Origin of the sequence: Prevotella pallens (assembly GCF_900454935.1) — a bacterium.
Taxonomy (GTDB): Bacteria; Bacteroidota; Bacteroidia; order Bacteroidales; family Bacteroidaceae; genus Prevotella; species Prevotella pallens.
The window spans coordinates 159,106-182,091 of record NZ_UGTP01000002.1; the positions used below are offsets into that span (position 1 = coordinate 159,106).

Consider the following 22,986-nt stretch of genomic DNA (forward strand, 5'->3'; position numbering starts at 1 on the left):
AAACGCAAAACAGATAGAATTATGAAACACTTACTATTTTTATTAATGCTCGCGATGGCTGTTCCTGCAATAGCCAACGAAGAAAACGACACAATAATCTACTACAACAACAAACAATTTGTGGTGAGCACAGACAGCATTGAAACCCATGTGGCTGTATTCAACAAAGACGGTAATGCGCTTGTAAAGAACAAAGAAACTAGCTATATAGATGGTCAGGAGATAGAACGCTTCTTCATTTCTTCGCCATTTGTACCCATTCGGAAACACAAAAATAACACGTTTTATGGTAATATTCCCGATTTCTATATTGGTACAAACTTGCTAAATGGTGGAGAGGCTATGCATAGCAAAGATGTAAACTCGTTAGAATGGGGAATTACACACTTCCAAATAGGTATGGGACTTAACGCTTCTAATTCTCTCGGCTTAGTCTTTGCATTTCAAACGGGTTTTGTTCACAACCATTTCCAAACCAATTATATGCTGACAGATGTAGACGGTAAGCCTACAATTGCAAGGAACACGGCAGAAAATGTGCGCACAAGCTTTATTAAATATTACTACTTTAAGACTCCTATTATGATAGAGTGGAAAAAACAAATGTATAAAAAGAAAGTATATTTAGGGATTGGTTGTTCGGTGGATATTAAGAGCGAGATACGCAGTAAGTATCGTATTAAGAGCAAACGCTATACTGTTAGCCGCAACTTAGACACCAATCCTGTTGGTTTAAACCTTGAGGCTTACTTTGGTTTTAACTCCTTTTCTATTTATGCACACTACAGTTTAACAAAACTAATGAATAGCGGAATTGCTTGCCACCCTTTTGGAATTGGCGTTGGTTTTGAACTTTAATTCAGATTAAACAGCTTAGGTGCGATAGAACAACTATGAAGTCTATGCGCAACAGCTCTCACTTTTAACAATGAAAACGGCATAGAACCTTTATCATAACTATAGGTTCTATGCCTTATATATTTTTTATAAACCGCTGACGTCAATAGCGTTTTATTGCTCTATCCATTTCTCTCCGGTCTTCTTTTTCCTTTAACGTTTGTCGCTTGTCGTATTCTTTTTTACCACGACACAGAGCAATGTCTACCTTCGCACGTCCGTGCTGGTCTATAAACACCAATATTGGCACAATGGTATAGCCTGGCGACTTTGAGTCTTCTGCCAAACGGTTTATTTCTCGCTTATTTAATAGCAGCTTACGCTTGCGTCTGGCTTCGTGGTTAGCAAACGACCCATAGAAATATGGCGATATGTTCATACCCTCTAACCATATTTCGCCTTTGTTAATAAAGCAGTACGTATCAACCAAAGAGGCTTTTCCTGCACGTATAGATTTTATTTCGGTGCCTGTAAGCACTATTCCTGCCGTGTAGGTATCTACAAAATAGTATTCGAAAGAAGCCTTCTTGTTGCGTATTTGTATAGGCGACTTCTTGCGAATTTCTTGTTCTTCTTTATTCATTTTTCAATTGTAGCAAAGTTGTTAATGTGGTCGTCAATGTAAGCAGCTATCATTTTTGTCCACTGTTCTTCGTTCACTATAAAGTCATCGTCAGCATCGTCGAACTCTGGCATTTGTTCGTAGAGTGCCATAAAGTCGTCGTCCGACATTTCTTTTTCTATCTGGCTGTGATACTTGTCGTATGCTTTTCTGGTGCGACGGAGGTGCGAATACAATTCGGTAACGCCCCAATTGCGCATTGCTGGTCCGAAAGGATTCTTAAAGATAAATGCGCCGTAACCATTATAAATAAGCTGAATGTAGCCACCATTCATTACTTCGCTATGTAAATAGCTCCACCCCAACAGTGTTATTTGGTCGGAGTTTAGTTGTTGCATCGTCTCATTGGTTAGCGTTCCTCCTATTGCAGCATTTATTGCATCTATAAATGTTGCTACAAAAGCGTCCTCTCCTTTGGCTGCTGCTGAACGAAGCGTAGCATCGTTTACCTTAACTTCTATCATTGTTTTATGGTTTTCGATTTCTGTTTTATATCCCCTACTCTTTTATTTCTTCTACCGTTGTATTCGGAATGTCGTGTTCGCGTATCATTTGGTCAAGACTTTTAAATGTGTAGGCTGCCTTATCTTTTACATATATTGTGTTGAAACGTTGGCGCAAGTCCATAAGTTTTTGCATAGCAAGCGGATAGAGTTCGGCTGTTATGCGTTCTGCCATACTTTTTGCGTTAGGTTGCGTAAAGTCGAAATACTGTATAAGCATTTGTTGGAACTGCCTGCGTTGCATTTCGTTCATTTGTTCTAACTGTGCGTCCATCTTGTTTTTGGCACGATATATTTGAAATATCAGCTCGTCTGGCTCGCCTCCACGCTGACCACGGTCGTACTTTTTTTCGTAATCGAAGTAACAGTCGCAAAAACCTTTGTCGGCTAAGTCTTTCAGTTCTTGCTTTGCTGGTTCGAGCACACGACGACAAAAGTCGGAGAATTTTTTGTAGTTGTTCTCCAAACGTAGCATTTTTCTAAACTCTAAAGTTTTTATAACGGTGCGCCCTTTGTCTACCCACGATTCTATAAACATATAGATGCGTTGTGTGTAACGATTTTTACAAGCAAACACTATCTGCTTTCCAAGTCGGTGATAACCAAAGTCTAACGATACCAAACGTTCTGCAACGCTACGGTCGAGCTTTAATATTGCATACTTGTTATACGAGCGATCTTCTGGTATATAAACATCGCAAAGGTTGGTTGCTTTTGTATATTTGCGTCCTTCGCTTGTTTTATAAGGAATTTCTACTGGTATGGCGGCTAGCATTTTAAGCGATGTGCGCAACTGCGGATAGTGGTTTGGGTCTACGCCAAGTTCCTTAAATGGCAGTTTTATTGGCATTCGTCCGTCTTCGTCTAGCTCTTTCGTTTTAAAGAGGTCTAACTGTGGACTTCGCTTGTTGTTTAATATGCCATGCAAAATAGCCTGTAAACTCTCTACAATAGATACTAGTATGCGCACCTGAATGAGCGAATAGTCGTGCCGCATCATTGTTACTGCAATGGGCTGAAGTAGCCACGTTTCTTCTTCAATGGGAATAAGCTCGTCTGAAATGCCACGTTTTACGGGCGCTTTCTGCGCTTTAGCTCCCTTTTTGGGTTTAGAAGCCGCAGCCGTTGGCTTCTGTGTTGCAGTTTTTTTGGTTGTTACCATACGTTATTTTTATAATGTGTGGGGATATCTAAATTGTATTTCGCCAAGTATACAGTTATATTTGGATTGCAAAGATAAGAAAACTTTTTGAATAGAACGACTAATGGCGACAAAAAGTAAGAAAAGTTTCGCACTTGCAAAATTGTTGAATAAACGGACTATTGCAAGCCTACACGGTTGCAAGATGTTGCTTTTAAATCTATATTTATAGCGAAAAAAAGAACAATGGACTATAAATATAGGCTGACTTTAGTATAATTAACATTATTTATAATTATATATTTGGAACGATAGAGTTATACGTTTAACTTTGCAATGTGTTTTTCATGGTATTAGATTATTAAGGTTTTGAAGATTGATTGTCGTGAGACAATCAATCTTTTTTTTATGCTTATCCGCCGTTTTCGGTGTGTTGTAACTATATGGTTTCGGTAGGAAACAGACGGAAAATTTGTTGCCTGCGCCTGCGGTTTATTTTGCAACCAAACAGACCATTGTTTATGTTCATAAAAACCTGCAAAATATAGTTGCTTTTGTTTTAGATATCTGTCGTGTTCGTTTTAGATATCTGTCGTGTTCGTTTCAGATATCTGTCGTGTTCGTTTCAGATATCTGTGAGTTTCGTTTTAGATATCACAAAAAACTACAGCCTTTATGTTTCTATTTCATCGTGCTAGAAAGATGTTTATTCTGATAATGAGAAAGAGGCTTTGTATACGGCTATATTCTAACCACAGCATCGGTATAATTGCCTATTCACCAATATATTGCACCGCTTTTTAGCATATAATAGTGCAAACTGTTACAGCCGTTGCTGTTTCTATTGAGCCACTATAAAGGCTACGCCTATTCAACATTGTATTATTCTTTTCAGTTCTTTTTCAGCCGTTCGGCTTCTGCAGCATACTCCTTCATAACTTCAGGTTTAACCACACCAAAGTAGTTGTATTTGCATGCCATATTGTACACATCGGGGTGTTGCATAATCATAGAAGCGGTGGTTGAGGAGCGGTCCCAATAGGCTGTTGCTGTGAGCGAGGGTATGTATTTTGCATAACGTTTGCGCATTTTGTGCTCCGAATTGGCAAAATAGCAAAGCATTTTTGCCTTATGCACAACACTATAGTGCATATCTTTAAAGTCGTCTTCGTTGTCTAACACGTCAAAAAGTAGTTCGCCAAAATACTTCCAATACGTTTTTGTATTTGTGCCTGTGGTGTTTTGCTCTATCAATTCTATCAGCTCACGATGGGCAACCAACTTGCCTTGTGGTGTTCTTTCGAATATTAGATGATAGAACAACACCGGATTAACGTCTTGTGTGGTAAAATACCACTGGTTAAGTTGTGCACTTCCATAATAGTTATAGGTTGAAAACAAGTCGCACAGAATATTGTTTCCATCGTAAGGGTCGCCCATTCCATTATAGTCGTCCTCGTGTCCGCTATAGGTTGCCTGCGTCAAGAACTTGAAAGCAGCTGTATCGTTGTATATAACAAAGTTGTTCAGGGCAAGTATTTGCTGAAATATTTTTGGGCGCAACACTATTTTGTTTGTTCTAACGTCCATCAAATCGTCTAGCAACCAGTTGTAGGTTATAATGCCTTTGCCACACAAGGCATAATATGTACTGGCAAAATTGTAATCAGCCTCTCCTTGTATAGGCAAATAAGGTTGCTGACTTTGCATATTAAGCTTTGCACCAAACACTTCGTGTATGCGTTGCGCAAAAAGTTCGTCGGACGGCTTTTGGTAGCCATGTGTGCGCATATAATATTCCACTAAAGGTATTGTTAGCAGAAAGTCTTCGCGCGTTGGCTCGTATCTTGGTTCCGATTGGTCGTCGCGAAAGTCGCCTCCATTCCAAGCAACTTTCTGAAGTTTTATATGTTTCAGCAGTTTGTTCCAGTTAATTCCCATTGCTTCCAGCTGTTCGCGCGTTAGCAACCGTTTGAAAGTGGGTGTTGTTTTTGACTCGTTTTGTGCAGAAACCACATTTGTGTTTAGGGCTTGTGCGTTGCAATGCAGCAACACCGAAGCCACCACAAACAATAATACTGTTGTTAAAAACCTCTTCATTGTTTTGTTTATATCTATAAAAACACTATCGTTTACAGTTTGCCATTTACAGCTCACGCCAACCAAAAACACCACAGAAACTATTTTGTTGCTACACTTTTTGTAACACAGCAAATAAGAAACATAGTGTATTGTGGCAAAGTTACATATTTTTGTTTTTACAGCCAAAACATCGGGTTGAATATTGCCAAAGTTTCACAATTGTACCACCCCATCGCTATTTTCACCTTATTATATATATAGGTGCATAGCACATAAAAAACATAAACTATTGGTGGTCTAATAACACATTGGGATAAAATAGCAGTTTTACAAATAGAACTCTAACGGCTTATAGAAAACACTAAATAGTTTAATTTCTATAAGTTTGGAATATTTCTTGTGAAACTAAAAAAAATGTGTTACCTTTGTTCGGAACAGTAAAATATATATCAATTATGGAAAAATCAATCGTAAAGTATTTAGGCAACTTCAGAGTAGAAGCTATGTACGAAGCTTCAAAACAAACACTTAAAACAGACGCTGGTAAGGCTTCGGGAGGCTTAGGCGAGTATGCAACTCCGGTAGACATACTAGCACAGTCGCTCGCAGCATGCACTTTAACCACAATGGCTATGCGCGCTAAACGCGAGAACATAGATTTAACAGGAACATACGCTGAAGTGGGCGAAATAATAGAAGATGTTAAGACTCTAACAGTAGAGAAAATAGACATAACATTCCATATTAAAGGAATAGCCGACGAGGCTTTGCGCAAAAAAATAGAAAACTTTGCACTTAAAGGCTGCTTTGTTGGTAATTCGCTAAAGGCACAAAAGAACTTTACCTTCGTATACGAAGACTAAATGCTTAAAGCCCTGATGCATCTATTATGTAGAAGTTTCAGGGCTTCTAAAATTCTTAATATACAGGCGAACAACACATTCTCTGTTCCAGAGAAACATCTATACCAGTTTGAAGCACAACAGTTACTAAAGAAATGTTGCTACTTTAAGAGATATTAATCAAAACATTTCAAAAATGCGCTAATACTATTTCTATCATCTCAGGAAATCTTAAAATATTTAAAAATGCTTCGTTTATAAAAAGTGTATTTTGTTAAATAAATACCTTTTTGTATCTTTGTGGCACTGAACAAGAGATAAGAACTTTCGCATAAAATATAACTATATAATATGAAGAACAAGACAACAAGTATTACAGACTTCTCCCAATTGGTGAAGGAACTGAACGAAAGCGGTATAAAAAATAACGTTGCTGTTGTATGGGCAGAAGATTCTCATACAATAGATGCCGTAGAAATGGCGTACAAAGCAGGTGTTATTAATCCTATCTTGGTATGTTCTGAACAAACAGCCGAAAGGTTTAAAAACATATATGAAACCCTTTTAGCAGACAATCCACAAGACGCATCAGAAAAAGCAGTAGAACTAGTACGACAAGGAAAAGCCGACGCACTGATGAAAGGATTTGTAAACACTGATGTATTACTACGAGCTATACTAAACAAAGAGAAAGGTATTCTACCAAAAGGAAGCGTGCTAACACACATCACAGCAGCCAAAATACCTACTTATCCAAAGCTCTTATTCTTCACAGACCCCGCCGTGCTACCATTCCCAACGCACGAACAGCGCATAGAACAAATAAAATATGTGGCAAACTTCTGCCATGCATTCAATATAGAACAACCAAAAATTTCACTCATTCACTGTTCGGAGAAACCAGATGGTAAACATTTTCCATACACAGAGGGCTATCTCGAACTGAAAAAAATGGCAAACGAGGGGGCTTTTGGAAACTGTATAGTAGATGGTCCGCTCGATTTGAAAACATCGTGCTCGGCAGAAGCATTGGCTGATAAGAAAATAAATTCGCCAATAGAAGGAGAAGCCGATGCAGTAATATTCCCCGATATCGAAGCAGGTAACGTATTCTATAAAACCATAACACTCTTTGCAGGAGCAGAAACAGCAGCCGTATTGCAAGGAACACTGGTGCCTGTAGTATTGGCAAGTCGTGGCGACACCGTAGAATCAAAGTTTTATAGCTTAGCTCTTGCTACCATCATATCTAAATCAAAGAAGAAATAAACACTATGCCTTACAAGATTTTAGCCATTAACCCTGGCTCTACCTCTACTAAAATATCAGTAGCTAACGATTGCGAATTGCTTTTTGTAGAAGACGTTAAACATTCGCGCAGCGAATTAGAACAATTCCATACCATCTTCGATCAGTACGAATATCGTAAGCAACACATACTACAAGAGTTAAAACAACGCAACATTCCGCTCGATTTTAATGCAACTGTAGGACGCGGAGGACTATCGAAAGCAGTAGAAAGTGGTGTGTACAGAGTGAACCCACAGATGATTGAGGACCAACGAACAGCAGAACATCAACACCCTTGCGACTTAGGTTGTAAGCTTGCTTACGAAATAGCAGAAATGATTCCAGGTTGCCAGAGCTTCATAGCCGATCCGGGTGTGGTGGACGAAATGATTCCTGAAGCACACATTACCGGACTTCCAGAAACACCACGCATCTGTATATGGCACGCTCTAAACCAAAAAGCTGTAGGCCGCCGTTACGCACGCGAACATAACACACAGTACAACAAGCTGAACTTAATTATAGCACATTTAGGCGGGGGCATATCGTTTGCAGCCCACCAACAAGGTCGTGCTATAGATGCAAACAATGCTTTGTCGGGCGATGGACCTTTCTCGCCAGAACGAACAGGTACGCTTCCTATGTCGGAAATAGTACGCTTATGCTATCATAGCGGACTTACCGAAGAGCAAATGATGAAGAAAATAACTTCACAAGGCGGATTGCTTGCTCATTTAGGCACTAACGATTTTCGCGAAATACGCAAACGCATAGACGCAGGAGACGAACATGCACAACTTGTAATATCGGCTCTGATACTAAATGTAGCCAAAGCTATTGCCTCTGAAGGTGCTGTACTTTGCGGAAAGGTAGACGCCATAATCTTAACAGGAGGTATGTGCTACAGCGAATATCTTGTTAAGGAAATAAAGAAACGCATTAGCTATCTAGCACCAGTAGTGGTATATCCAGGCCAAGACGAAATGCTTGCTCTTACAGAAAATGCCTTTGCTGCATTGAAAGGCACACAAGTAATAAAAGAATACTAAACCATAAAGTTACTACTGAATAGGTCTCTACATTTAAGAAGCTGTGTTGTTAAACAAACAACAACCCTTCTTAAATGTAGAGACTTGTTCTTTATACACCATAAGCCAAGAAAACAAACACCAATAGAAACTATTACACACTAAAAGCTCTAAAAAGTTCTAGTAAACTATGGCAAATGATAGCAAGAAGTAAAACCACCAAAGAACACAAAGCACACACCATAATAAGAAATAGTATGCAATGTGTTTCAATTCATAAAATGCTACAAAATATTACCATTCATTAATATAAAATTATTGTTAAACAATAAATAATTGTCGTTTTAAATTTGTGAGTAACAAAAATTATGGCTACTTTTGCAGCGTAAAGTGCGAAGAGTGGCTACCACATCTTTATACATTAAAAATCAAAAGGAGCACTATGAATAAACGACTGTATCTATACTGCACATTGTTGCTATGCATCATGTCATGCGTGATGCTTTATACCGTCTACGATGCAAGTAGAGCTCTTATCAGTGGATACACCGTAGGAACAAATATGACTAACCTTGAAATAAAGGCACAAAAAGACAGTTCCTATGCAAAATCGCAAGAATACAAAGACATTGTAAAGAAACAAATGGAAGATGAAGACTGGGCATCAGCTACACCAGTATCGTTTAAGGTAGGCTTAGAAGCACCTCCAACAGTCTTCACTAACCAGAAAACAGGTAAACCAGAACGAGTTTGGATGCGCACCATAGATGTAAACTATAACGCTCCCCACTATTTCTTAGCAATAAAAGGACTTAGTTTTCTTATTATGGCAGTGCTCTCACTCACAATATTGGTGCTTGCGTTTAAACTGATAGCTCGTTTTCGCAATTCAGAAAATATATTCCTGGTGCGCAATCTGAAGCTTATAAGACGATTAGCATTCTGTACGCTCATCTACTATGTTCTCTGGTGGACCATTACACTGATAGAAGTTTACTTCATTAGTCAGTCGTTCAGTATTGCAGGATGTAACATCGACCTTGTGAGTACGCTCGAACTACCTAGTGGGCTCTTCGAAGTTCCATTCACTTTCATAGTGTATGAAATATTCACAATTGGAGTTAAAATGAGAGAGGAGAACCAATTAACAGTGTAGGAAAAGAACTAAAGATGATAGTAGTAAACCTTGACGTAATGATGGCAAGGCGGAAAATGTCGCTAAACGAACTTTCCGAACGAGTTAATATAACCCTTGCAAACTTGTCGGTTCTAAAGACTGGAAAAGCAAAAGCTATACGCTTCACAACACTAAATGCCATTTGCGAAGCGCTAGACTGCCAACCAGGCGATATTTTAGAATACAGAGAAGGAAACCAAGAATAAAACCCTAATTGGTAAGAAATAAAGCCCTATATAATATAAGGTGTACTTAGAACAATAAAGAATAGAAATAAGAAATAAAGAATATAAATATCTACTTTAAGTATAAATAAGATATGAGATTAAAAAACATTTTTATAGCTATTTTTGCGCTATTCGCAACAGAAGTAATAGCACAAAACGAAATGGCAGATATGCCAAAGGCACCTGTTGATGCTGCTGTTAAGATTGGACACCTTGATAATGGGCTTACCTACTACATTAGAAAGAACAATTATCCAGAAGGGAAAGTAAACTTCTATATAGCTCATAAGGTTGGAGCAATACAAGAATTAGACAACCAAGATGGTTTAGCGCACTTGCTAGAACACATGGCTTTCAACGGATCAAAGCATTTCCCAGACGACTCTGTAGTGAAATTTATGGATAAAACTGGTGGCGGATGGAACGCATACACTACTGCCGACCACACAGTTTACTACCTTACAGGTATTAATGCTAAGCGCCCTACACTCGTAGACTCTTGTTTGCTTGTGCTAAGCGATTGGTCGCAAGGACTTACACTCACTGCAGACCAAATTGAAACAGAACGCGATGTGGTGCATAACGAATATCGTGGACACAACGCAATGCAACGATTGCTACGCGCTGCTAATGCAGATTTGTTCCCAAATAGTATATACGGAAAACGCACTGTAATAGGAAGTATGGACGTTATAGACAAATGTAACCCCGAAACACTACGTGCGTATTACCGTAAATGGTACTTCCCTGGCAATCAGGCTATCATTATAGTGGGCGACATAGACCCCGATAAGATTGAAGCGAGCATTAAACGCTTGTTCAACGATTTGAAACCATCAAAGGAAGCTACTAAAGCAACACCTGTAATGGTAGACGATAACAACAACACTCTATATGCATTTGGTAGCAATAAAGAGGTATCACAAGAGATATTCCAACTCTATCGCAAAATAGAATATATCGCACCAGAAGAGAAAAACTCTCTTATGTACCTCTACATTAAGCCTATGTACTCGCTTGTGAATATTATGTTTAACAACCGTATGCAGAAAATAGCACAAGCACCTGAGTCAAACATTACTGTTGCGCAAGGCGATGTAGACGACTATGCTGGTCAAACTATTACTCGCGAAGCAGAAAGCATTGTGGTTGTTCCTAAGCCTGGAAAAGAGAAAGAGGCTATGGCGCAAATTATCCGCGAAATGAATCGCATCGGACAATATGGCTTTACCGAATCAGAATTTAAACATGCAAAAGAAGCTTACAAGGCTTCACTCGACAATCAGTATAACAATCGTTCCACAATAACAAACGATACTTATGCTCAGACGCTTATCGAGAACTTCCTCGAAGGCGAACCTTATAGCACCATAGAACAGTTACACGAACTCTACGACCAAGTTTTACCAATGCTTCCATTGGCTACTGTCAACGAAATGGCTAAGAACTTAATCAACGTAAATGAAAAGAACTTTGCCATTAGTGTAATTCTTCAAGAGAAAGATGGTAAGACTGGATTCACTAAAGCAGAACTCCCTGGTATTGTAAACGCTGCACGCGCAGAAAAAGTTGATGCTTACGTAGACAATACAAAGGAAGAGCCAATGATGCTTAAGGAGCCTAATCCAGGAAAGATTGTCAGTGAAAGAGCTTTAAAACAGTTTGATGCAAAAGAACTTACTCTCTCTAATGGAGCAAAAGTTATTCTGAAGAAAACCAACCTCAAAGCAAACGAGATTCTTATGATGGCTACCGCAGCAGGCGGAAAGAGCATTGGCAAGAACGAAAACCTTGCTATGCGTAAAATGTGGGACGATATTGCAAGCATACATGGACTTGGAACAAAAGACATTAACGACCTTGCCAATATCGCACAAACCAAAACTACAAACATAGAAGCAGGTATAAGTAACGATCTTCACTACCTTAGTGGCTCTACCGTAAACCAGAATTTAGAGACATTAATGCAGATGATAAACCTTAGTTTCACTGGAATTAAGAAAGACGAAAACTATTATAAGCTCATAACACAATATATGAAAGGTAAGCTCGAGGGCAAAGCAAACGACCCTGAGATGGTTTTCCAAGACTCTGTAATGTATTATGGACACAACAAACAGCTTGATGCACTTTCTCCTGACCCTAAAGATATAGACAATATCAACTACGATCGTGCTCTCGAACTCTATCGTCAGTTATTCAGCAATGCTTCTGAATTCACTTTCGTATTCGTTGGAAGTTTCGACGAAGCTACCATTAAACCACTCATTGCAAAATATATAGCCTCTCTCCCATCAAACAAGAAGAAGGCAGAACTGGCAGATATGCGTAACTACACAAAGGGTAACGTTGAAAAGAGCTTCAGCTTTAAAATGTCTAACCCACAGAGCAAAATAGTTGATACTTATCGTTCAGAGAAAGTGCCCTATACGCTTGAAAACCAACTAAACGCTTCTGTATTAGGACAATATCTTTGGAACAAGATGTTTGAGATTATCCGTGAAAAGGAAAGTGCGGTATATACGCCAATGCCAAGCGTTAGTCTTGAAAACGACTTAAACGGAAACTATCTCGTAATTGGTTGCGAATTGGCTACCAATCCAGAGAAAACAGCCATAGCAAAGAAACTTGCAAAAGAAATCATCTACGATGCACAGACAAAGATAACCAACGAAGATGTAGCAAGAGCGAAAGAATCTATTCTTAAAAATCATTCTGATGCATTGAAAAAGAATAGCTACTGGCTGAGCGTTCTCTCTGATTATGCAACCTACGGTGTTGATAGAGCTAACGGCTTCGATGCTGTTATGAAAGCAATGACACCACAAACATTAGGAAACATAGCTAAAACTGTATTGAAGTCTGGCAACCATATCCAGGTAACAATGAATGCAGAGAAGCTTGAAAAGTAAAACAAACAGAATAAACACAGCAACTTCTCGTTGCACAAAAGCTCATCGAGGAGTGCTGTTCTCATAATAATATATAATAACTGGTAGCCCCTTGTTTTTTTATAGTTATTCTCGCAGGGGGATTTGCATTTAAATTTAGATTTTGATTTTATGACATTTAGATGGTGGTGTTCTGATTGCTGGGAAGCAGTTAGTACACAAACCACAAAAAGCTGAGAAGCTTTAAGTGGTACTGGAGTATGAATATCGTCTTTACACCCTATAAGTTCTCTCGTAAGACAATAGATAATCTCCAGGCAAGACGGTAGAGAATGCACTTTATATAGTGCGTTCTCTATTTTTTTTGTTGCGAAAAATATACAATCAAAATCGAACGATAATAGAAGGTTGGCTGGAAAATCATCTGCAATGCCTACTACTTACTCACTAATAGAATAGAATACTGTAAATGTTTAGAAAAGCCTGTAGGAAATTTGTTTCGTTTATTTCATAAATCTACTGCATTCGTTGCAAATATCTATCACGTTCGTTTTAGATATCTCTAACGTTCGTCTTAGATATCTATCACGATCGTCTCAGATATCTATCCGTAATAAACTAGATAGCACAAAAAAACTGATTTTTTATAGCTTCATAATATAATGGTTGAAATATATTTCTTCAGCTGAAGTCTATGAAATTAATTCTTCTGCAATATTCTGATTTTCACTTCAATAGGTCATTAAACCGTTTATAAACTATTTTAGGGTGTTTTCATTGCTCCCACTCATCTTCCATTTGCTTGTTGGCATATTGTTTAGCTTATTCTCTTGGACGCAGTCTGCTACACCACTAACAATAATACAGGCTATACGCTAACCATCAAACAAAATCTGCACAGGTTCTAACACCAATTCGGGGTTAAACAAACATACCGAATTGCCGCACCACTCTTCTATTTCTATTAATAGAACGAATTAAGAAAGTCGGTAAAGGTTTCTGAAACCAAAACAAATGCTTTGTTTTCAACACATTCAGCCTCAACTATATATATGTATCCACATGTATCTTGTGCCACCGAAATAAGGTAAATATTGCCACCATTATCGTAAGCAAAAGGAATTTTGCCATCAAAAACAACGCCGCTCTTTTCGTAATCGCTTATAATTTTCTCAACAGAAAGCGCACCGTATTTAATGGGATAGAAACCGTTGATAGTAAAAAGATGGTCCTTTCCTTTTACATTTTCATAAGGAGGATAGCCTCCGTTGTATTTTAAATAATGCTCTTTGAAAGCCTTTGGAAGAGCAATATTATATTGCTGTTCAAATGCTGCAAGTTCTTCTGCTGTAAGTTTTTGTTCGTATTGTTCAAACTCCATCACTCTTTAAGTTCTTAATTTGTGCATTGCAACTCGCTCACAAGAATATGCTTACCATAGAGTTACACTGTTTTGCAAAGATACTCATTCCTGTCTATTTCTCCAAAACATTGTTTTAAAAACTGTTATCGCTGTTCGTTGCAATCATTATAACTGTGCAGATGTGTGGCACAACAAGCAAAACAGCTTATCTTTCTATCTCGCCATAGTCCGCTACTTTTTTGTTATAAAGTCTATCTATCTGCACAACAATAATACAAAATTTGTCAAAGAACCAATGTCTAACCTTGTTAAAATACAACAAAAACAAGTTACATAGAAAACCATAAAAATTAGAAGAAATATAGAAACCATAAAACATAGAAGCATAAAACATAAGATAAACGCTAATATATCTACACGTTATAAAATTGCCCAAAACGCTAAGACTCCTCAAAAAACTATACCGCACCTATTTGCATTTATCCTTATTATTCTCACTCTTATTATTTGTTTCTTTAGCCGTTTTTTGGTAACTTTGCAAGAAATTAGCTAATTATGGGATTTTTTGGACTTTTCAATAAGAAGAAAAAGGAAGTACTAGATAAGGGTCTTGAGACCACAAAGCAAAGCGTTTTTTCGAAAATAACGCGTGCCATAGCAGGAAAATCAAAGGTAGACGATGAAGTTTTAGACAATTTAGAAGAGATTCTTATAACGTCTGACGTGGGCGTTAATACTACCGTAAAGATTATTGAACGCATAGAAGAACGCATTGCCCGCGATAAATATGTATCCACTTCCGAACTTAATAATGTGTTAAGAGCAGAAATAGCAGCCCTCTTAACCGAAAACAACACTGAAAATGCCGAAGATTGGGACTTTCCAACCAGCCATAAACCATACGTAATTTTGGTAGTTGGTGTAAACGGAGTGGGCAAAACAACCACCATTGGTAAACTTGCCTATCAGTTTAAAAAAGCTGGAAAGAAAGTTTATTTAGGTGCTGCCGACACCTTCCGTGCTGCTGCCGTAGAGCAAATACAAATCTGGGGCGACCGTGTTGGTGTTCCTGTCATTAAACAACAAATGGGTTCCGATCCAGCAAGTGTGGCGTTCGACACACTTCAAAGTGCAAAGGCAAACAATGCCGATGTAGTTATCATCGACACAGCTGGCCGCTTACACAACAAAGTTGGCTTAATGAACGAGCTTAAAAAGATAAAAGACGTAATGAAAAAAGTATTGCCCGAAGCACCAGACGACGTTATGTTGGTGCTTGATGGTAGTACAGGGCAGAACGCATTCGAGCAAGCTAAACAGTTCGCATCCGTTACGCAGATTACCTCCTTAGCTATCACCAAACTCGATGGAACAGCAAAAGGTGGCGTTGTAATAGGCATTAGCGACCAACTAAAAGTGCCCGTACGCTACATTGGTTTAGGCGAAGGCATGGAAGACCTACAACTGTTTAACAAAGAACAGTTTGTAGACAGCTTGTTTAAGCAAGACTAAGCCCTACCCTACACTCTATTCGAGGAGAAAAAACAAATACCCAAAGCGTTGGAATACAACTGAATGAAGAAGAATCAGATAGATATTATAACGATGGGGTGCTCAAAAAATCTTGTCGATTCAGAGCTCCTTATGAAGCAATTCGAAGCAAACGGCTATAACTGTGTGCACGATTCGGATACACCCGAAGGCGAAATTGCCGTTATAAACACTTGCGGTTTTATAGAAACAGCAAAGGAAGAAAGTATCAATACAATACTTGAATTTGTAAACAGAAAAGAGAACGGACAGCTCAAACAACTATATGTTATGGGCTGTTTGTCGCAAAGATACAAAGAAGAACTACAAAAAGAAATTCCTGAAGTAGATAAGTTCTACGGCAAATTCAACTTTAAACAGCTCATTTCAGACCTTGGAAAGGCTGAAATACCATCGTGCGATGGGCGCCGACACCTTACTACACCACCACATTATGCTTACATAAAAATTGCCGAAGGGTGCGATCGACATTGCGCCTATTGTGCTATTCCGCTGATAACAGGCAAACATCACTCGCGTAAAATAGACGATATACTGAACGAAGTTACCGAATTGGCTGCCAACGGAGTTAAGGAATTCCAAATAATAGAGCAAGAACTAACTTACTACGGTGTAGACTTAGACGGCAAACACCATATTACCGAACTTATTTCGCATATAGCAGACATTCCTGGTGTTGAATGGATACGACTCCATTACGCTTATCCAAACCAATTTCCATACGACTTACTCGATGTAATACGCAATAAGCCACAGGTTTGCAAGTATCTTGACGTTGCGCTACAACACGTTTCCAACAATATGCTAACGCGTATGCAGCGCCACGTTACAAAGCAAGATACCATCAACTTTATACGTACCTTACGCAAAAAAGTGCCTGGTCTGCACATACGAACAACGCTCATGGTGGGCTTTCCGGGTGAAACCGAAGAAGACTTTAACGAATTATTAGACTTCGTTAGATGGGCACGATTCGAACGTATGGGTGCTTTCGCCTACTCGCACGAGGAAGGTACGTATAGCGCACAACACTACAAAGACGATGTTCCTTCTGAAGTAAAGCAGCAACGACTTGATAAGTTGATGGCTTTACAGCAAGAAATATCGGCTGAAATAGAAGCTGAAAAGATTGGACAGACACTAAAGGTGATTATCGATCGCAAAGAAGGCGACTACTATATAGGTAGAAGCGAGTTCTGTTCGCCTGATGTAGACCCCGAAGTGTTGGTAAAAGCTAAGCAACCATTGGTTATTGGTAATTTCTATTTGGTAAAAATAACAGCAGCCGACGAGTTCGATCTCTATGGAGATGTAGTTGCTACACCGCAATAGAACAACAATATATACTGTGATGCTGGTACGCACAACGCAAATTAAGATGCGCAGAAAACAAACACGCATAGCACAGCAACAAAAAACTTCCTTATAAGGAATAACAGAACAACGTTTTTAAGAAGCAAACAACCCTAAGATGAACAATAAAGAATTTATAAGTGCATTGGCAAACAAAGTGGGACGAACACAAGACGAAACACAAAAGCTTGTGAATACTGCCTTGCAAGCAATGGGCGACAACTTCGAATCGGGCGACCCTGTATTAGTCTCAGGATTCGGCGCCTTCGAAGTTAAGAAGCGACTCGAACGTATTATGAACAATCCAGCCACAGGATTGAGAATGCTTGTGCCACCTAAACTGGTGCTAAACTTCCGTGCGGCAGCCTCTATAAAAGAAAAGCTAAAGAAAGGAGGGGCTGAGTAATGGCAAAAACAGCACTACAGCTTATAGCCGACACTGTAGCTAAGAAGCACAAAATAACGGTTAAAGAGGCAGAAAAGTTTGTTTCGGCTATGTTCGATGTAATGAACGAAGGACTTAAAACCGACAAACTTGTTAAGGTAAAGGGGCTTGGCACATTTAAGGTGCAAGCGGTTAAGCCGCGCGAAAGTGTGAATGTAAACACGGGAGAGCGGGTGTTGATAGAAGGACACGATAAGGTATCGTTTACGCCCGATGCCACAATGAAAGAGCTTGTAAACAAGCCTTTTGCACAGTTCGAAACGGTTGTACTGAACGATGGTGTTGATTTTACCGACATAGATAGTAAATACGAAAACGAGGCAACGCTCGAAAATGCTGACGAAACTACAGTATCAACAAACAACGCTGCTATTCCTGACACAAAGGTTGTATCGTCGAACGAAGAAGAAACAACAGATGGCACCAACGAAACTGCTAACGGTGCACAAGAAACCACTATAGAACAATATACAAGCACCGTAAAAGATAGCGTAGAAACTGTTAGCGAACCCGAAAAAGACCACGAGATAGTTGTAGCCAAACAAGAAGTGGCAATAGAAACTGAGGCTGAACCTATTAAAAACACATCGGAGACGACAGAAGAAGAGCCTATTCCACTTGTTGAAACACAACCAGAGAACATTGCAGAAGAACCTACTGTTACGGCAGAAATGCCAGTTGCAACAGAACAAAAACTGGAAGATGCAAACCAAACACAACCAGAAAATATTGCAGAAGAACCTATTGCAACACCAGAAACGCCGGTTGCAACAGAACAAAAACTGGAAAGTGCAAACCAAACACAACCAGAAAATATTGTAAAAGAGCCCATTGCAACACCAGAAACGCCTGTTACAACAGAACAAAAGCAAGAAGAGACAGCAGAAAAACCAAAGAAAATTAATTGGTTAATGTGGTCTGCTGTAGGCTTTTTCGTAATAGCTATTATGTATTTCTTCGGCTATAAGTTTGGAAAAGACGCAGCACTTCGCGACAATGCCGTAGCAGTTAGTGCTCAACCAAAGAGCAAGCCCACCGCAAAAGCTAAACAAACAAAACAGCATTCCTCTGCAAAGGTAGCCCAAACAACACCAAAGCAGATTCAACCCACTCCAAAACAAGTACAATCGCCCATCGACGATACTGAAAAGTTTAAACAACTCAGCAACGATAAACGTATCAGATATGGTGCTTACGACATCATTGGCATAGAAAAGGTAGTGGTTTTAAAGAAGGGTCAAACCATGCAATCGTATAGCAGGAAGGCTCTTGGTCCAGATATGGTAGCCTATTTCCAAGTGTTAAACAATGCCACAACTATGGCAGCAGGCGACACTATGAAGGTACCAAAGGTAGAATTGCGCCCACAATATCGTTCAAAATAAATCGACTTTTTTCATAATTAGTAATTTTTATTTGTCTGTGCGTAGCTTCTTACGAGGCTGCGCACATTTTGTTTTATAGCATACAACAGCAGTATGTATAGAGGCATAATTAAAAGTGTTTTACACCTGTTTTATATACAAATAGCAATAAACTAACGAATATATCGCCTAACGCTACAAACACTGTGTAGCATTGCAACAAAATATGTTTAGGCTTAATCACCAATTTAGAACAAACATCTTTCTACCATTAATATATAGAGCCATAAAACTGGTAGTTTTCTATGATGTCTAATTTGAAAATAACAGATATCTAAAACGAACGTTACAGATATCTGAGACGAGCGTTACAGATATCTAAAACGAAGGTAGTAGATATCTGAGACAAAAATAACATAAACATCTTAGTAATTTTTCTAAACACTTGGAATGGCACACATCATTTGTGCGCAATCAGTAAATTTTGTTTATATTCTCTCCCATACTTTCTATTTAGCCATATCAAACACCATTTACTGTGTCTACACACGCATATATATAGAAAAAGCGGCTACCCTCTCAGGCTGCCGCTTCTTAAACCTTTAATAGGTATTAGTGGATTTAAGGTAAAAAAGATTGTTTTCAGGATAACGATGACAAAGTTATGTAAATAAATCGGTTGTACCAAACGTTTCTATTGTTTTTTTACTGTTTTTTTTCTGTGTACGCTAACACAATCAATGCTTTTACAATACAGATACTTTTCTTATGCAAAACAGTCCCCATTCTTGTTTGTTTTTAACGCCAACACCACACAATTGTGGGGAGAAAACGGGCACGATAAATCAGCCCCTACGCCTAACGGTGTGCACGTGGATACATATTACACATAATAAATACGCATAACGGTGCGCACGTGGACATATATTGCACACAATAAATACGCCTAACGGTGCGCACGTGGACATATATTGCACACAATAAAAACACACAACGGTGGGCACGTGGACATATATTATAATGCACACACCATAATGCGTATCAAATGCAAAACAAATTTAGCAGAGAACATTCCGTAAGGTGTACCAAACATAAAGCACATTTAGCAGAGAATGGTCCGTGAGGCGTACCAAACACAAAGCACATTTAGCAGAGAACACTATTAGATATGTAAACAACCCTGCCTATTGTGCACCAACTTGTGTTTTTATTCGTCATCGTCTGTACGGTCTGCTTGCAATTTATAATACGACAGAGCTAAAGCAGCCGCCCCCATTACGAGCAGAAATCCTATTACTTCCCACGAAGTGTCTTGCATTCCAACATACCAGAACACGGCTCGTGGAATAAAAATTAAGCTTATAATAATAACAATAGCAAGTATTAGCAAACCAGCAAAGAACGAAAGGAACGAAAAATAGATAGACACAGCAAAGAAAAACGACACAAGGAAGAATATAATGGGCAACGTGTAGCTTCCCGGCAATTCAGCTAAATCAACCTCCCACGGCATTGGTACACTTTTAGGTGTAGCAACAAAAATATCGAGCAGATGGGTTACAAACAAGAAAAAGAAGAATGGCAAAAGCACAAAAATTATCCAACGCACCACCCATTCGCCCCAAACAGGCACGCGCAACACTGGTATTTCGTATTTACGACTCATACCAAACGAAGCTGCAATGCAGCAAACAAGTATAAATAGTGGGTAGATTACATATATAACCGAGCCGCCTCCGCCGTTTCCGGTGGGCGAACCAAAGCCACGAAATGCAGCGGTTACCATCTCTAACAATACCATTGGTATAATAATAGCTATTGCTGTGTTGCGTCTTTTCTTCTTTGTTGCAGCCCATAAGGCTCTTGCGTAAGCTATTATATTTACATGTGCACGTCTATTACAATTTCTTTCCATAAGGCTTTGCTATTTTTATCATTGGTTCGGTGTCGTATCCGAATGTTATATCTCCTCGTTTCTTTTCTGACACTTCTATTGTTTTATACGATTTGCGTGTAAAGAATGGCATATTGCCCTTACCTGTTAGTAGTAGCGTGTCCACCTTGCACTCCTCATCGTAGTAGTCTGTTTCGCCATCAACATCTATGCGCATATTTTTGATATGGGCTTTTCCGAGGTCTACTTTGTAATTAACCCACTGCGTCCAGAACTCTCCCAGTTCTGTTTCGCCATAGAAACGGAGGAATGTGTTGTAGTAAGCTGTGAAGTAGAGCGATGGTAAATGTGCATCAATCAGATAGAAACAGAATCCCGGACTATCGGTTCTGATGGCACAAAAGTCTTTCATCACCGTCATGTAAATAAATATAGTGTAGGTGTCTTCCTGCTCTACCATATCTATAAGTCGGTCGTCAGAGCCGTTTGTTTTCCAGCCCGCAAGCAATTGTTTATCGAAATTGGTGTAAGTATGAATCAGCCTATGCTTCCTGGTGTCAAGTACCTCTCCATCTTGAGTAGCCTTTCCGTAGAGTACATCGTCATTTTTTGTTATCTGCACCAAATCTTTTGGATATTTAATACAGCATTTGTTAGGGTCGTCAGTAAACGATATTGCCACAACAAACGAAACATCTGGCATATCGCGAAACCACAATTCTTTTGTACCAGTAATACGACTAATGGTATAATTGTCTACATTTACGTTTACACGTTTGGCTTCATCTTCAGCCATTTGATAGTCGTAGGGGGGTGGTCCTTGTGGTGCGTTTATGCCTATTTGCACTAATCCAAGAATAAGCAGTGCCAAATAGATTACTCCTAAGATATAAGCTTTAGTCTTCATATAGGTTTCTATTTATTTTTTTCTATCGTTTTTACGAAGTCTACCAACCAGATGTGTTATGTTTCAGCAATGGAATATTGTATGACTTTGAAAGGCAACAGGGGTACAATCTGTTTCTTGTTAGATTGTACCCCTGTTATTATCTTCTTATGTGTTTTTTACATCTACTCTCTTTGTTGGAGCTTGCTCTTTATTGCGGCGATTCACTACGGTTACTACGGCTTGCGCCAAATTTAAGAAAGCCTGCCCTGTTACACTATCTACATTCACAGCCGATGGCTCGCCTTTATCGCCATTTTCGCAAATGCTCTGCACTAGTGGTATCTGCGCCAGAAGTGGGCAACCCATCTCTTTTGCCAATTGTTTAGCACCTTCTTTGCCGAATATATAGTATTTATTATCGGGCAATTCAGCTGGCGTAAAGTAAGCCATATTTTCCACCAATCCCAGTATTGGCACATTCACCTTGTCGTTTCTATACATATCAATGCCTTTTTTAGCATCGGCAAGTGCCACACTCTGCGGTGTAGACACTATTACTGCACCCGTAATAGCCAATGTTTGCAACAATGTTAGGTGTATATCGCTTGTTCCTGGTGGCGTGTCAAGTATAAAATAGTCTAATTCGCCCCAATCGGCATCGGCTATTAGCTGCTTCAGGGCATTGCACGCCATACTGCCACGCCATAATGTTGCTGTATCTGGATTAACGAAAAACCCAATGGAAAGTAGTTTCACTCCATATTTTTCTACGGGTTCTATAAGTTGTCTGCCATTTTTTTCTATGGCGTATGGTCGTTCCTCTTCAACGCCAAACATCTTTGGCATACTTGGACCGAACACGTCAGTGTCTAACAGTCCCACTTTATAGCCTAAGCGTGCTAATGCTATGGCGAGGTTTGCTGATACGGTACTCTTGCCCACTCCGCCTTTTCCTGAACTAACGGCTATTACATTCTTTACTTGTGGCAAAAGTTTTTCTACTTCGGGACGTGGTGCCGATTTGTATTCGGTGTTAATTTGTACCTCCACATCTTTGCCTACAGAATAGTGTATTTGTGCTTCGGCTGCCTTTATAGTAGACTTTAAGAAGGGATCGGTGTCTCGTGGAAACACCAAAGTAAAGCTCACCTTGTTTCCGTCAATGCGTATATCATCGGCAAGCATTTCGCTTGCTATAATGTTTTTCTTTGTTCCCGGATACATTACCTGCTCTAATGCATCGGTAATGAGTTTTGGATATAATTCCATATTTGTTTGTTTATATTGTATAGTGCTTGCAAAGATACAGAAAAAAAATTGAAGTTGCAAAGAGATATTTGGCTTCAATAGAAAAGAGACAAACAATTTGTAAGCATCTCTCGCTGTGTTTACTCGCAGAGTGCACAAGGTGTATATAATGTCATATA

The 22,986-nt window shown here is 39.1% G+C and carries 19 protein-coding genes; 11 read left to right on the plus strand and 8 right to left on the minus strand.

All coding sequences use genetic code 11. The features are described from left to right. Window positions 1-21 precede the first annotated feature (21 nt). Window positions 22-858, plus strand: coding sequence for a hypothetical protein (locus tag DX009_RS09975; RefSeq protein WP_115083969.1), 837 nt, complete (start codon window positions 22-24; stop codon window positions 856-858). A gap of 142 nt (window positions 859-1,000) precedes the next feature. Here the strand turns inward: DX009_RS09975 and smpB are convergent, their stop codons facing one another. The 4 genes from smpB to DX009_RS09995 all read right to left on the minus strand — a co-directional run bounded on the left by smpB (window position 1,001) and on the right by DX009_RS09995 (window position 5,263). Then, window positions 1,001-1,480 carry an SsrA-binding protein SmpB gene (gene smpB, locus DX009_RS09980; RefSeq protein ID WP_115083970.1) on the minus strand — a complete coding sequence of 160 codons (480 nt, stop codon included), beginning with the start codon at window positions 1,478-1,480 and terminating at the stop codon, window positions 1,001-1,003. After that, window positions 1,477-1,983, minus strand: coding sequence for a DMP19 family protein (locus tag DX009_RS09985; RefSeq protein ID WP_115083971.1), 507 nt, complete (start codon window positions 1,981-1,983; stop codon window positions 1,477-1,479). Before DX009_RS09985 ends, smpB begins: the two co-directional genes overlap by 4 nt. A 34-nt stretch (window positions 1,984-2,017) precedes the next feature. Then, window positions 2,018-3,184, minus strand: a complete 1,167-nt coding sequence (locus tag DX009_RS09990) for a replication initiation protein (RefSeq protein WP_006046319.1) — start codon at window positions 3,182-3,184, stop codon at window positions 2,018-2,020. Window positions 3,185-4,054: 870 nt separating this feature from the next. After that, window positions 4,055-5,263 (minus strand): hypothetical protein, encoded by a 1,209-nt coding sequence (locus DX009_RS09995; RefSeq protein ID WP_115084067.1) that lies wholly within the window; start codon window positions 5,261-5,263, stop codon window positions 4,055-4,057. Window positions 5,264-5,700: 437 nt separating this feature from the next. Between DX009_RS09995 and DX009_RS10000 the strand changes: the two genes are divergently transcribed. The 6 genes from DX009_RS10000 (at window position 5,701) to DX009_RS10025 (ending at window position 12,721) form a co-directional block, all read left to right on the plus strand. Continuing rightward, entirely contained in the window at window positions 5,701-6,108 is a 408-nt protein-coding gene (locus tag DX009_RS10000) for an OsmC family protein (protein WP_115083972.1), read from the plus strand. 330 nt (window positions 6,109-6,438) lie between these two features. Next, a complete protein-coding gene (locus DX009_RS10005) occupies window positions 6,439-7,356 on the plus strand; it encodes a phosphate acyltransferase (protein ID WP_006046323.1) in 918 nt (305 codons plus the stop codon). A 5-nt stretch (window positions 7,357-7,361) separates the two neighbouring features. Next, the gene (gene buk / locus DX009_RS10010) at window positions 7,362-8,426 is read left to right on the plus strand and encodes a butyrate kinase (RefSeq protein ID WP_115083973.1); all 1,065 of its coding nucleotides are present in this window, start codon (window positions 7,362-7,364) and stop codon (window positions 8,424-8,426) included. A 421-nt stretch (window positions 8,427-8,847) separates the two neighbouring features. Beyond that, on the plus strand, window positions 8,848-9,561 hold the full coding sequence (locus tag DX009_RS10015; protein WP_181792354.1) for a DUF2975 domain-containing protein: 714 nt from the start codon (window positions 8,848-8,850) through the stop codon (window positions 9,559-9,561). 14 nt (window positions 9,562-9,575) lie between these two features. Beyond that, window positions 9,576-9,788 carry a helix-turn-helix domain-containing protein gene (locus DX009_RS10020; protein ID WP_006046326.1) on the plus strand — a complete coding sequence of 71 codons (213 nt, stop codon included), beginning with the start codon at window positions 9,576-9,578 and terminating at the stop codon, window positions 9,786-9,788. A gap of 113 nt (window positions 9,789-9,901) precedes the next feature. Next, window positions 9,902-12,721, plus strand: coding sequence for a M16 family metallopeptidase (locus tag DX009_RS10025; RefSeq protein ID WP_115083975.1), 2,820 nt, complete (start codon window positions 9,902-9,904; stop codon window positions 12,719-12,721). Window positions 12,722-13,664: 943 nt separating this feature from the next. Here the strand turns inward: DX009_RS10025 and DX009_RS10030 are convergent. Beyond that, window positions 13,665-14,081 (minus strand): SMI1/KNR4 family protein, encoded by a 417-nt coding sequence (locus DX009_RS10030; protein WP_115083976.1) that lies wholly within the window; start codon window positions 14,079-14,081, stop codon window positions 13,665-13,667. Between the two features lie 537 nt (window positions 14,082-14,618). On the opposite strand from DX009_RS10030, the gene ftsY reads away from it, so the two are divergent. The 4 genes from ftsY (at window position 14,619) to DX009_RS10055 (ending at window position 18,797) form a co-directional block, all read left to right on the plus strand. Beyond that, complete coding sequence (ftsY, locus tag DX009_RS10040) at window positions 14,619-15,575, plus strand: signal recognition particle-docking protein FtsY (RefSeq protein WP_006046329.1); 957 nt, start codon at window positions 14,619-14,621, stop codon at window positions 15,573-15,575. A 63-nt stretch (window positions 15,576-15,638) separates the two neighbouring features. After that, the gene (rimO, locus tag DX009_RS10045) at window positions 15,639-16,946 is read left to right on the plus strand and encodes a 30S ribosomal protein S12 methylthiotransferase RimO (protein ID WP_115083978.1); all 1,308 of its coding nucleotides are present in this window, start codon (window positions 15,639-15,641) and stop codon (window positions 16,944-16,946) included. 139 nt (window positions 16,947-17,085) lie between these two features. Further along, window positions 17,086-17,373, plus strand: a complete 288-nt coding sequence (locus DX009_RS10050) for an HU family DNA-binding protein (protein WP_006046332.1) — start codon at window positions 17,086-17,088, stop codon at window positions 17,371-17,373. Then, entirely contained in the window at window positions 17,373-18,797 is a 1,425-nt protein-coding gene (locus tag DX009_RS10055) for an HU family DNA-binding protein (protein WP_115083979.1), read from the plus strand. The genes DX009_RS10050 and DX009_RS10055 overlap by 1 nt, the downstream gene beginning before the upstream one ends. A 1,186-nt stretch (window positions 18,798-19,983) precedes the next feature. Here DX009_RS10055 and DX009_RS10060 read toward each other — a convergent pair. The 3 genes from DX009_RS10060 to DX009_RS10070 form a co-directional block, all read right to left on the minus strand. Further along, entirely contained in the window at window positions 19,984-20,691 is a 708-nt protein-coding gene (locus tag DX009_RS10060; RefSeq protein WP_115083980.1) for a hypothetical protein, read from the minus strand. Further along, window positions 20,675-21,577, minus strand: a complete 903-nt coding sequence (locus tag DX009_RS10065) for a hypothetical protein (protein WP_115083981.1) — start codon at window positions 21,575-21,577, stop codon at window positions 20,675-20,677. Before DX009_RS10065 ends, DX009_RS10060 begins: the two co-directional genes overlap by 17 nt. Before the next feature lie 147 nt (window positions 21,578-21,724). Continuing rightward, a complete protein-coding gene (locus DX009_RS10070) occupies window positions 21,725-22,828 on the minus strand; it encodes an Mrp/NBP35 family ATP-binding protein (RefSeq protein ID WP_115083982.1) in 1,104 nt (367 codons plus the stop codon). Between the last annotated feature and the right edge of the window lie 158 nt (window positions 22,829-22,986).